This is a genomic window from Moraxella sp. DOX410, assembly GCF_032248735.1.
GTDB classification, from domain to species: domain Bacteria; phylum Pseudomonadota; class Gammaproteobacteria; order Pseudomonadales; family Moraxellaceae; genus Faucicola; species Faucicola tetraodonis.
This window is the reverse complement of sequence record NZ_CP135138.1, coordinates 1,171,612-1,184,996: the sequence shown is the minus strand read 5'-3', so window position 1 is coordinate 1,184,996 and position 13,385 is coordinate 1,171,612. Positions and strand designations below refer to the sequence as shown.

The following is a 13,385-nucleotide window of genomic DNA, read 5'->3' as shown; positions in this document are numbered from 1 at the left end:
GCTCATGACAATAAAAAAACCTAAAAAAATTGGGGATAATGATGAACCAAACCACGGATTCGTTCGCGCAAACATCGCAATCATCAGTCCAATCATCTTGGCAAGTGTATGGCGCATCCAGTATTGGTAAATCCCATATCGACAGCAACCTGCCCAATCAAGACAGTATCTATTTGCAAAAAACCGAACACGGTATGGTCGCTGTGGTATGTGATGGGGCGGGCTCGGCAAAATTTAGCCAAGCGGGGGCAGCGTTTTTTAGTCAATCGATTGGAAAAATGCTGCTCAGTCTCGGTGTTAGTCGCAGTGTCAGTAGCAGCGGCATTACGCTTGATTTAGGACAACTTACACAGCAAATTATCGAGCAATTATCACAAATACGCCTCGACCTGCAGTCGCAGCTGCCCGCTGAATCAAGCCTAAGAGATTATCACACCACCTTTACTGGGCTACTCATCCATTCTAATCATCAAGCACTATTGGTGCAAATCGGTGATAGTCCTCTCACCACTAGCCAATTTGTTGTCCGCCATCCTCACATTGATTATTTTACCAACTTGCAAGTGTACGGGGACGATAGCAAGAATGAATACGTCAATGAGACGCATTTTATCACCCAAGACAATTGGCAATCCTTCTTACGGGTTGAGCCCATTGATTTATCGCAAGTGGATTGCCTTGCACTGATGTCGGATGGCTGTGCGGACTTGGTATTTGAAGGCGCAAGTGTTACGCCCAAAATTTACCGCCCTTTTTTTGGCAACTTGCTGTTTAATTTAACCCAAAGTCAAAGCTCACAGCAGGGCAGCGCGATTATTGAACAGGCGCTTGGCAACCCTGCGACCTATCGATTAACCGGTGATGATAAATCCTTGGTGGTGTTATTAAAAAATCAACAGCATTATCAAAACCTTGAACCGATGGTTGAGGGGCAAAATGAAACCCTAGAGAATGACACTATAGTGACTGAAATCATAGCGACCGCACCAAACAACCCCACGGTCTGGCATACCGATGCTGTCAATCATAAAAATACCCGTGCCACTAGCACACCTCATGACGTAGCATTTAATGACATAAGCTCTCATAACATCAATAACATAGCGCCTAACCCAAAGCCGCACGCCAGTGTTGTACAGAGTGCTCCTGCAACGCCAGCTGCCACAACGTCACAGGTGTTGCCCCCTTCGCAGTCCGTCAGTGACGCAACTAAACAGCGGCGTAATACTGCTATGATGGCTGGCGCCGCGATGCTCATTGGCACAGGTGTATTGGGCTGGATAAATAAAGATCGCTTGCTGCCCACGCAAACTGTCAACAATGCCAATACTGCGGCATCGGTGGCGAGCACAACGCCCACCTCGGCTATAACGCCCCCACTGACCGCGCACACACTGGATGATTCTTATGTCATTGATTTGAGCAAAGCCGCAACGCTTACCGATAGTGGCAATCCGAGCGATGATCCCATCCTAAAGGTGATAGTAGCCAGTCCGCAAGGTCAGTCTATCGATGTCATCGAGCAAAACTCCAAACGAACAAGCAGCGCTAAAACTAAAAACGACACTAAAAACGAAAACAAAAATGGTGTGAATCAGCCATTGTTATCCGCCACTATTACCACGGTGGTCGCTAATAAAAACCCATCGGCTGCAACGGTTGCCAGTGGCGCAGCGAGTACAGCGTTGCAAAACCAACATACCGATGCTGCTTTGGCGGCTACTTTGAGCGACTCACAATTTAACAATCATGCTGTCAAACTTGCCGCTAAAGCAAGCTGCTTGCCAGTTACCGATACCCATGATTTGACAAGTTTGGGTGTCACCATCCAGCCCACCATGAATTACTACAACTGCCAAATTAGCTTGCCTATCAAATCGATGATAAGCCAAATAGCTGGGTTAAGCAAAAATACGGAAATCTTGGATAGTCTGACGCTCGATAAAGGGTTAGCAGAAATTTTAACTAGCTCTACCAGCCATACAGCAGCTACCGCCTCTACGGGTTTGCCTGCTAGCACGGTCAGCGATTCTAGCGGCAATCAGCAAATACAGCTATACTATTTGGGTATTACTGAGCCAGTAAATCATATGAGTGCTACTGCTAGCACTGAGTTAGCCGCTTTACCCACCTCATCTGCCCATCTGAAGAGATAGTCCATGCCGTATTTAATTGCAAACAATCAGCGTATCACCATTGATTTGCCTATCTCTCATGAGATCGGCTCGGGCGGTATGGGCATTGTCTACCGTCTTGGTAATCTGTTTGGCACGGGCAATTTGGTGGCAAAAATCTTTAAAAATCCCACCGATCCCAAAAACCCCAGCCTTGCCAAACTACAAGCCATGATGGCGCGCCCGCCTGAGCATATTTATGAAGTGATTAATGGGGTAGGGTATACCCAGTTTGCTTGGGTGAGACATCTGATTGTCGGCGAGCATGATGAGCTCATTGGCTATGCCATGCCAGAGCTGGACTTTGATAGGTCGTTATCGCTCAATCCTTTTATGTACCCACGAGAAGCGGCAAAACTGACTGCGTATCAGCAGAGTCTCAATTATCGCGTGCAGCTGTGTGCCAATATTAGCGCCTTGATGGCGGATTTACATGGTCATGGGCATGCCTTTATTGATTTTAAAGAAGCCAATATGCGCCTGATGCCAGAGCCAAGCACGGGCATGGATGATGATTATAAAGGCTTTATCGTTGGGTTTATCGACTGTGATAGCTATCGTATTACTGGCAGTGATGGCAGCGTTTATCCCAGTCCTGTAATCTCCCCTGAAATGACCAGTCCTGAATATCATGAACACAAAGATATTGGTTTGTTGGATGAAAAACACGACCGTTTTGTACTGGCGATTGAGCTGTTTAAAATTTTAAACAATGGTATTCATCCTTTTTATTTTATCCCGGTGTCAGACCGATTAAAAAATGCCGCCCATCGCAACACCGACCAATTTATCAAAGAGCGGCTGTATGCCTACGGCTTGCAGCCAAATCCAGAGATTGCTCCGCTAAAAAATAGCATTCATGTGTGTTGGGATGACCAAACCCGTGCGATGTTTGATAAAGCTTTTTTATCCACCCATCCAACTGATCGTCCAAGCGCCGCCGAGTGGGAAAATCATCTACGCGGATTGGTTCAACACCGCCAGTTTAAAGTGTGTGAAAATTATCCCAATGATGCCAGCCACATTCATTTTGTCGGTAAACCCTGTCATCGCTGTCTGTTTTTAACCGTACCCAATAACCCGTTAACCACGCCCGTCACACCTGTACCCGCCATCAGCGCTGCAGCGACAACCAGCGTCTGGCAAACTCCGCCCACCCGTGCTTCTGTAGCGTCCACTGCCGAAAATCACCCAAATCATCAGCCAAGCGCGCCTTTGAGCGGTTTGATGGATGATGAAACATTGGCAAACAATCGTCGCCTTGAGCAATCGCTCAATACTCAGGCTAACAGTCACAGGGTCACGCCGAGCCAACCCATCAATGTAGTCAATGCAGGGGGTGCAGGGGGTGCAGTCGATGACGCGACCCAAACACCGGCGACTCATTCAATGGGGATGCCAGATACAATGGCAGATACGATAACGGAACCTGCGCATCACACTGATACTACAGAGGCGACATCCATTACGCCACCGTATACAACTTCTACCGGTGAGGTATCTGTCAAAAAGCCCTCTAAAGGGTGGCTGATAGCGATGATTGCTGGCCTAGTGGCAATCGGTGGCTATGGCGTATCAAGGTTAAAATCCGCCTCAACACCCACAACATATCAATCCGCCACTACCAATCAGTCCGATAATACCAAAGCGGCAAGTACCGATGATAATTCACAAAAAAAACCAAAAAGCCAAAATAGTTACAGCACCATCATCAAATCGCTGCCGACTGCAAAAACCACTATGACGCAAGCGCTTAAAGCGCAAAATGGCTTTTTTTCTTCCTCGTCGCAAACTAGCGTAGCCAAGCTGTATCAAGACACGCTCGGTATTAGCCCTGAGTTTTTTGATAACGTAGTCAAGGTGGGTGAGTTTGCCGAGCCATCGCTCAAACAGCTGCAAGAGCTCGGTTACAGCCAAGATATTAATGCGACAAAGCAATACTCGCTTGAAGCCTTTCGCAACGCGGATATGGGCTATTTTAAACAGCAGCCCACGAATAAAACGCTCGCCAAACAACTCAATGAAGCGGCAAAAAGCTATTACTGGCGCAAAAAAGACCCAAAAGCCGCCGTTTATCTTCAAGCGCAAGCAGTCAAATACAATCCCAACCAAGGCGAATATGCCGCCAATTTCGCTTATTATTTATTTAAAAATAACTATCCTTATAGCAAATCTTTTTTGCTTTATGCGCTACAAACGCCGCGTGATAGCAGCAAATACCCCAATACTTATATGATTGAATTGGCAGCGGCAATGGCACTGCAAGCGAGTGATGACAAAGGCGCGGTGGGGTCGTTATTGGCACAGTTTTATACCACGGACGATCAACAAAAACGTTGCCAAAACATGTTAAATTATCCGCAAACCTATCCAGAACTAGTACCCATCGCCGAGAAAGTGTTAGCCATTATCGACCAGCAAAACAGCAGCGGCGCCAATCCTGTGCCCGCTGAGTGTTTGCCGCCATATAACTGGGTCGTTGGATCGTCAAATTAGTTTATCAAATTGAAAATATGAAAATGGGGTAGTAAACATCTATGATTATTGTCTGCCAACAATGTGGTCAAAAATTACCAAAAACTGCGGTTATGTGCCCAAATTGTGGCAGTCGTCAGTTTGCGCAACAATCTGATAATCATACTCAGCCGCAGCAAGCGAATTCGTTTGTACAGTCAAGTGGCTATAATGCCTATGACAGTGCCTATAACGCGCCTCAGCCCTCTCAGGTGACCCAGCCCGAACATTATGTCGCTCCCGCAGTACAGCCACAGCAACCTAGCCAATACCCAACGCCAGCTGTCAGTCAGCTGCCTTCAACCGCGCTACAGACTCGCAAGCCTGCTTATACCATGCTGTATGCAGGTTTTGTGCGCCGCGCATTGGCTTATCTATTTGATTTAGCGTTAGTCAGTTTATTATTGGGATTGGCTTATCAATTATTGTTGCCACAGATTTTACCCCAGCTTGGCATTCGTGGGTTTACCGATCAAACGCTTGCCTTGATAGCGTATGGATTTTATTTATTTTATATGACGTTATTGACCTGTTTGGGACGACAAGCAACGGTGGGCAAGGTGATTATGGGTATGTGGGTGTTTGGTATGCAGGGACAACGGGTTAATTTTTTCCATGCGTTAATCCGCGAAACCTTAAAGCTTATCTTATTGCCATTTGGTTTTTTGATGTGGTTTACCGCCCGTAAACAAACGCTGCATGATTTAATCGCGCGTACGGTGGTGTTGTATGACCCCAATTAATTTTTAAACAGGGATAGCAATAAAAAAAGTTAATCAATTTGGAAAACCCCATGCTAAACATAGTGAGTCGTACAAAAGCCAGCAAAAAACCTAACGCCAAAGCGCAAACGTTGAGCGAAATCATAATTTTAGCGGTGGTATGGCTCCTGTTAATTGGCGCATTTTTACTGGCAGATTACGCCCATTCACCCAAACTGCAGCGTTATCAACTCGAACTCACCAGCTATACTGAAGGCATCGCCAAACCGCAACTGCTCAGCAAATATTGTGGCGACAATGTCATTACTAATCTGTATGACAACCGTAATGACCCCAATTATGGCATGACTCAAGCCTGTGCCCAAGCCAGTCAGCCCGCACAATTAATGAGTGAGGCAAAGCAACATTTTACCAAAACCCAACAAGCCTTAGCGGCCGCATGGCAAGCCCAAGGCAAACAGCAACGCCAAACCGAGCTGGTTGAAAATGAAACCGAAGTGAATTTGGGTGGCGATAAACTCAGCAATCGCCAAGATTGGCTACACCTTAACGCTAGTGGGCAACTCGATAGTTTAAACAACCTAATGGCGGTAAAAACCGATAAATTATCCCCTGCCGACCAAGCTAATTTTGCCGTGTCAATGCTTGCGGTCGCCGATGGCAATCGACGTTTTGCCTACAATCGCTTGTTTAGCAATCAGCCTGCTATTGCCAAACTGTTAAATCAATCAGCAAATGATGTTGCCAGTATCTATGACGCTAATAACAACCAACAAAAAGCCCTGCAAGCGAACAATTTACTGCCGTTAATTGGCACGCCCACCCATTGGGGAATGCTCGCTCAAGTGTTTATTTGGTCATGGGTGACATGGGGCTTGCTATGGCTGTCGCGGCGTAAGCACTGGCTAGAAGTGTTGCCAATAGCCATCACTGTGTGGGGATTGGTCATTGCGGGTGTTAGCCATACGGTGATATTGCCGATGATGGTGGGGGGCGTGCTGTTTTGCGTCGGCGTGCTACTGAGTGTATTGACGATTTTTTCGCCCATACGTCGGTTGATGGAAAAATTCCCCGACAACCGTGCCATGCTGTCATCTATGTGGATTTATCCGTTGTTTGTAGGCTTTGCCACCTTTGGCTTGATGATTTTATTTGATTTAAGCACCCGTAGTTATTTGTCACTACGTTATATTTTCCTCAATCATTTCAAAGATTTGTTTTGGTGTTTTGTGTTTATTAGCCTGGCTCGCCCGATTAGCAGTTTGCTGAGTTGGGGGCTTAAAATCCTCGTTGCCAATAACTTACTACACAGCAGTTGGGGCAATGTTAAATCGGCGATGACTAAAGCGCGTGTGTGGCTACTTGCCTTTGCGGTGGGCTATTTGGGCTTGGCAGTGTTGATTCACAGTGACAGTGCGAAAGTCGCTGAACTGTCAAAAATTTGGCTGATGGTGTTTTTGGGCGTGTTTTTGGCGATTAACCAACGCGGCTTGATTAATCATCTGTTTTTCCGCTCCAAAAAAATGACCCTGCTGCTTGCTTTTGCGGTGGTGTTGCCATTTATCGCACTGGGTATTGCCAATGAAAAAGGCACCATGCTGGTATTTTTGTTTTTGTTTACCTTTTTGGTGGGCGTGGCGCTATCCAACAAAATTTTCCAAATGGGCGGACGGGGTTACATTTTGGGCGTGTTGTCGAGTACCGCGATTTTGCTTTTGCTGATGATGGTGTTGGTGAATTTAAGCGGGTTTGATGCGCGTACTGCCGAGCGGGTCAATGCGTGGGTCAATCCGTTTGTGGCGAGCAACGATCAGATGGCGATTTTGCATTGGTTTCGCGATAGTGTGCCGATGATAGGCTATGGGTTTGGCGATATTCCGTGGTGTGGTTATCACTTAACAAACAGCCATTTGTCGGGCTGTCAGGGCGTGCCGCTACAAATGCAAAGTGACTATACGATTACCTCGGTGATGGCAGTGGTGGGTATCGGGGCAAGTGTGGTGCTGATGATGGTGTATTTTGCGTGGCTGGTACTGATTGCCCGTCAGCAGATGGCGTTCGCCAGTGAGCAGATGAAATCACGGCTGTTATCGGGTGGTTATTTTTTGCTGGCGTGGGTGATTTTGCTGTGGGTGGTGATTACGGTGTTTCAGGCACTTGTCACCATTTCAGGGAATTTAGGAATTTTACCGCTCACGGGGGTGACCTTGCCGTTTTTAAGTTATGGCACCAGTAATTTATGGCTCAATAGTATTATGCTCAGTTTGGCGCTGTTTCAGCCAAAGCTGATGTTGGACGGCAATAAACCATAAACCGTATGCTCAATAACTTATCCAATTGTAGAAACGTCAAATTTTAGTAAGGCTTGCAAAAATTAAAGGTTCAAAATGACCGAAAACCAAACCCCGAAAGACGAAAACAGTCAAGAAACTATGAACAGTGGCAAGTTAGAAACTGTTCAAAACATAGATTCTAACATCTTACCACAAGATAATAATGTCACTGATTCAACCACAGAGATTGAAGAAACAGCCACGCCTGCCAATACCTCCGACAATACGCAAGCAACTGAAACAAAAAATAGTAACAAAAAAATCAAAAACGACGGTAAAGTTGCCAGTTTTCGGGTTTCTCAAGCGCTTTACAAAACCATTTTGACCAACTTACAAGTAATTTTGGTGGTGTTTGTTGTCGGCCTTATCGGCTGGCTGGCGTGGTATCTCTCGCCCTTAACCGCCTCAAATACCACGTACAATGCAGAGGCGAATGAAAACGCCGTGTCACTTGTCGTCGATAATCTGGGTATGGCGGATGTGGTCAACCAAGCCAACAGCCAAAATACTAATACCCAAAGTGCAAACGCTAATCTATCAACTTCGGTCAACGCCACGCCTGCCAAAACGTGCGACTTAATGCAGCCCAAAAACCAAGCCCGTTTTACCGACAGTATCAACCGAGTTAATCAAAGTCTGCTCAGCTTGTATCAGCAAAAACGTCTAGCCAACCAATACCAACTGCAAACTGCCAGCCTTTGGCAACAAGCCTGTGAGCAACATATCAACGAAGACGCGTTAGCCTTTGCGCTAAAAACGCTTGCCAGCCCTGAGCGATTGTTGCAACTACAATGGCGAGAACAACAGCCCAATCGCCGCAACCAAAACGACCCCAATGTCGCCCATATGCCAACCAATTGGCTCACCCAAACCAACCCTTGGTATGGGCTACCGGGCTGTGTGTACATCAAAACTGCCAAAACGGCGGACAATCAAACAGGCTACCTGTACGTCGATAGTCGTGGCAATACCATGACTGACACAGGTGACGTTGACCCATTAACCCAGCTTTGTAACAACCCTAGATTGATTCCGATGTCGGTCAAATCCTTGTTGGCTAAATCATTGACAGGGGCGGCGACTTTACCAAATGCACCATCATCTGACCCCAACAATGCTTTTAATAAAGCCAAAAACGATATTCAAAACCAAGCCAATGGCGTGCTGCAAACCCTCCAAGACAAACCCACGCAAGACCCGAAAAAACGGATTGCCTCCACCAGCAAAACCGAGGTTGCTTTACCGACCAATCTAGGGTTGATGTATAGCGAATTGTCCAACATTCACGCCAGCCATTTTGACCGTCAGTTATTGGACGCTTATCAAAGCTACCAACAAAAAAATGATCAACGCAGCTGGTGGCAAAAACTCACGGCACCGCCAATCAATAGTATCAATATCGATGGCTCGGATATCAAAATCGGCTACAACATGGCGTTAACCCTGGATCCCGCTGTACAGACCACCGCCCAGCAAGTAGCGGATTGTGTCACCAATAACCCCAATGGCACGGACTGTGATAGCGTGCTGTCGCCTGCGTTGCAAAACGTCGCGGGTGGCATGTATGAGAACGCCTTGGTACGCAGTATCGGTATCGCGGTGATTGACGTCAAAACCCAAGGCGTGCTTGCCCTTGCTAGCGCTGACTCCAACTGCTACCGTGCCGATAATGGCGATACCACGATTAAGCCCACAGGTTGCCCGATACTGTGGAAAAAAGACTGGAGCAAGCAAAACCTCATGAACCATGCGTTATACCAAACCGTGTACCCAGGTTCGACCGTTAAAACCGTACAAGCATTGGCACTGGTACGCGCTAATCCACGGTTTAAAAATATGCAAACCCCTGAAGCGCAATATCTCAAACAAGTGATGGCAAGCTCATCCACCGAAAAAGTGGCGAATTTTTTATATTGTTACCGCACGACCAGTGCGATGTCATTGCAACGTGACCGACAAGGCGTTTGCCCAGGTATGCCCGCCTTTAAAAAAGCCAGTGATGACATGGGCTGGAGTGTAAATTGTGCCGATAAAGGGGGAGTGAATTGCGGATTTAAAGATTTATTGTTTGGTAAAGCCTACAATAGTGACCCGATGCTACAAAGCCGCTATTTTTCAGGCGTACTGCTCACCGATGGCAAGCAAGATTACACCACCAAGCAATTACAATTTACCGAAAGCCAAGTGGCAAGCTGTGTCAAAGCCAATGGCGGACGTATGAATGGGGCATGTCGTCAAGGGGGCGATATGCTCAATGCCAGCATGAACCAAGTGTTTGGCGCAGGTAATGCCAAAACCTCGGTACTGGGTGTGTCGGATATGTTTGCCAATCTGCTGATTGCCGATAATGGCGCGACCCAGCGTCGCGGCGTGCATTTGATTGAGGATTTGTGGGGCGTCAATCAAATTCCGCTGCGTCCTAAAGCCTGGCGAGGCGATGCCCAAAGTCAAGAGACATTGACCACAGCTACCAGCCAACTCGGCGCCATGCCACTGGGTATCAACCAATCGGACGCCCGTGGTGCGCTCAATTTATTATCAGGTACGCTGCTAGCAGGCACAGGCTTGGGCGGCGGCAACGGCACAGCTTTTGCTGCCTGTAACCAAGCGATTGGTAGCTGTGCATGGACACAGGGCGTGATAGTGGGCAAAACAGGCACGCCCGGCTTTAACTATCCAACCCGCCAAAACGGTCGCAGCTTTTATACCCCCAATGTCACCGCCAGTATGGTGGCAAATCTGTGTAACAATGCGGACATTCGCGCAGGCAAAACTCAGCCATCGGTGGCGTGTTATGCTCGTCCGTATAAATGGTTTGTCTATGGGTTAAAAGATAAAAATGGCAAATGGGATAAAGCGGTAGCAGTATTGGTTGAGCGTAACTGGACTAAAAATGGCTTGGTCGATGACCCCCGCGATGGCATTAATCGAGCGGTACAAGCCGGCATGATATTGGCCAAACAGATGTATCAAATCTCAGCGATTAGCCGTCCTGCAAACGCCAACCCACTGGTTGATTCAGTGGCTAGTCCAGTGACTGATGCTACGCAAGCTGTTAAAAAAACACAAACCCATCAATAAAAAATTTCACCATTAAGAGTAAATTATGGCTTACATCACCACCAATCACCGTTTTATCATTGACGACAAACACCCAAGCGATGTGTTTGATGAAATGGAAAATTTCTTTAGCCTATACACCACCGCCATTGATGACTTACAACGTGTGAGTGTTCAGCTCTCCGTGCCGACGAGTTTTGATATCACTGCCAATAAGAAAATGGCGGAAAGCTACCGACAATTTACCCAATCGCTCAAATACACCATGCCTGATATTCATATTTTGCCGATTAAAACCCATGCCGCCCAAACAGCGGATGACGACGACACAGCGAGCGAAGCAGATAATTCGGTCGTTTTGTTGATTCAACGGCTTGACGGCTATGCCCTAGATGATGAAGACGAAAAACCCAGTCTATATCAAAGCCTGTTAGGGCGACTGATTCCACGTTTTGTTGAAGAAAAATCCGAGGCGGGATTCTACCCTGAGCGCACACAATTAACTTTGCCAGAACCCATTCAGCCACCCGTGCCTTCAGCCGCAATACCTGTTTCGCCACAATCACAGCCTGCTCAAGCTTATCAAACGCCTGTGCAGCCAACAATACCGCCTTCAACCCCCAATCCAGTGCCTATGGTTGCGCCGATACAGCCGCCACTGGTGAATACCGAGCCTATGCCATCTGTATCCTCTAAGCCACAACAACCTACGAGGGTGCAACCACCAGTGCAAACGACAAAAGCTGCGCCCAAACCGATGATAACTGTGTTGCCAAACATCCAAAAATCAGCCAAGCCGTACCAAGATTTATTGACCGATGCGATTATGGCAGCGGCAAAACAATGGGTGGATAAATCCCAAGTCATTACTCAAATCACCTTAAAATCCAATGATGGACTGACAACCGCGATGGTAGAGCAGTTATTTAACAGTTTTAATCATGCCCACGAATCCACCCATACCCCGCATGATGCCATTGATTTGGTATCCTACGGCTATGAGGTATTAAAACCCAAGCTTGCCACAATTGGGGTAAGCTTGTCCGACGAAGCGCAATTTGGGTTAAAAGCCAAAGTGCCAGCCACGCCAACTGACAACGCACGCTTGCAAAAAGGTGAGGTGTTTAGCAATGAGATTAAACTGGGTGTTAAATTCATGACTCAGACTCAGGCACAGCCAAACTCAAATCATCATATCGCAGCAAACCCGCCGGCTTTTAGTGCTGCTAGTACTGCGCCACGCCAAGCGCAAAGCAAACTGCCGCAGTTGAACCAAAATCCACAGCAGATTGTTTTGACCATAAAATCTGTGGATGGGCTAGGGGAGCACCAACAAAAAGTACGCGAGTTTCCGATTGTGTTTGCCAGTCGCGAGGCACAAATCGCGCATGCCTTACGTCTATTTGCCGCCAATGACCTAAAGCTTGCCAGTGGCGTGTATTTTGCAATTGTCGAATCTCAAGGACAGCTGCTGATTGATGAGATTGACCCCAATATCAGCATTAGCCGAAACGGTCAACCTATCAAACAACATGATGTTTTGCTGCCCAATGATGTGCTAAGCATTAATCATGCGATAACTGTGCAGTTGTTGTTAGCCCATTAAATGGGCGTAAACTAAAACAATATCGATAAAGTGATTTTTTAAGATGATAGATTTAACATGATAGAGCGCGGCATAAAACACAGTAAGTTATATTTACCCCATGATAAGTCGTATATGGGTGGGCGGCTTATCGATTATTTGGCAGCGCATTTTTCTCATATTAGTTTAGCAAGCTGGCAACGACGATTTGACAGCGGTTTAATTAGCCTTGAGCGTGGTGAGCCACTTAAACAAGATTCGCCCTATTTGGCAGGGCAAACCATCTTGTACTATAGGCAGGTTGAGAATGAGCCTATCATTCCATTTGAGCCCAATATTCTTCATTTGGATGGACATTTGCTGGTGGTCGATAAACCGCATTTTTTACCCGTTACACCGTCAGGTCGCTATGTCAGCCAAACCCTGCTAGCCAAATTAAGAAATCATCCAGACTTACAGCAGTTAGCCGTGAATGATATTTCACCTTTGCATCGGTTGGATAAGGATACGGCAGGCGTGATGTTATTATCGGTTAATCCAAGTAGCCGAGCTTGCTATCATGCGCTGTTTGCCGATAGACACATACACAAAACTTACCATGCCATAGCACCGACTCGCAGCGATTTAAGTTATCCTTTTCACATCCATTCCAGACTTGAGCGTGGCGAGCCGTTTTTTTTGACCAAGACCGCCCAAGGTGAGCCCAATGCGCACACTATGATTGAATTGATTGAAAATAACGGGGCGTTTAGCTTATACCGATTAACCCCGGTGACAGGCAAAAAACACCAGTTGCGGGTGCATATGGCAAGTTTAGGTATGCCGCTGTTAAATGACAATTTTTATCCCACTGTCAAGACTGTCAAGACCCAAGGCAGTAGCGATTTTACGAAGCCTTTGCAACTGTTGGCAAAATCCATCGCGTTTATTGACCCTATTACCCAGCAAGCAAGGCGTTTTGATAGTCAGCTACGGCTGATAAAAATCTAAGTGATTG

General features: G+C 46.8%; 7 protein-coding genes. All 7 read left to right on the top strand.

Annotation, left to right across the window (positions count from 1 at the left end):
• Positions 1–41 precede the first annotated feature (41 nt).
• The 7 genes from RNZ41_RS05250 to RNZ41_RS05220 all read left to right on the top strand — a co-directional run bounded on the left by RNZ41_RS05250 (position 42) and on the right by RNZ41_RS05220 (position 13,378).
• Entirely contained in the window at positions 42–2,156 is a 2,115-nt protein-coding gene (locus tag RNZ41_RS05250) for a protein phosphatase 2C domain-containing protein (protein ID WP_314027785.1), read from the top strand.
• Positions 2,157–2,159: 3 nt separating this feature from the next.
• Positions 2,160–4,670, top strand: coding sequence for a hypothetical protein (locus RNZ41_RS05245; protein WP_314027784.1), 2,511 nt, complete (start codon positions 2,160–2,162; stop codon positions 4,668–4,670).
• A 41-nt stretch (positions 4,671–4,711) separates the two neighbouring features.
• The gene (locus RNZ41_RS05240; protein WP_007115300.1) at positions 4,712–5,431 is read left to right on the top strand and encodes an RDD family protein; all 720 of its coding nucleotides are present in this window, start codon (positions 4,712–4,714) and stop codon (positions 5,429–5,431) included.
• A gap of 50 nt (positions 5,432–5,481) precedes the next feature.
• Complete coding sequence (locus RNZ41_RS05235; RefSeq protein ID WP_314027783.1) at positions 5,482–7,722, top strand: FtsW/RodA/SpoVE family cell cycle protein; 2,241 nt, start codon at positions 5,482–5,484, stop codon at positions 7,720–7,722.
• Positions 7,723–7,797: 75 nt separating this feature from the next.
• The gene (locus RNZ41_RS05230) at positions 7,798–10,824 is read left to right on the top strand and encodes a penicillin-binding transpeptidase domain-containing protein (protein ID WP_314027782.1); all 3,027 of its coding nucleotides are present in this window, start codon (positions 7,798–7,800) and stop codon (positions 10,822–10,824) included.
• Positions 10,825–10,849: 25 nt separating this feature from the next.
• Positions 10,850–12,409 carry a hypothetical protein gene (locus RNZ41_RS05225; RefSeq protein ID WP_314027781.1) on the top strand — a complete coding sequence of 520 codons (1,560 nt, stop codon included), beginning with the start codon at positions 10,850–10,852 and terminating at the stop codon, positions 12,407–12,409.
• A gap of 57 nt (positions 12,410–12,466) precedes the next feature.
• Entirely contained in the window at positions 12,467–13,378 is a 912-nt protein-coding gene (locus RNZ41_RS05220; RefSeq protein WP_314027780.1) for a pseudouridine synthase, read from the top strand.
• Positions 13,379–13,385 lie beyond the last annotated feature (7 nt).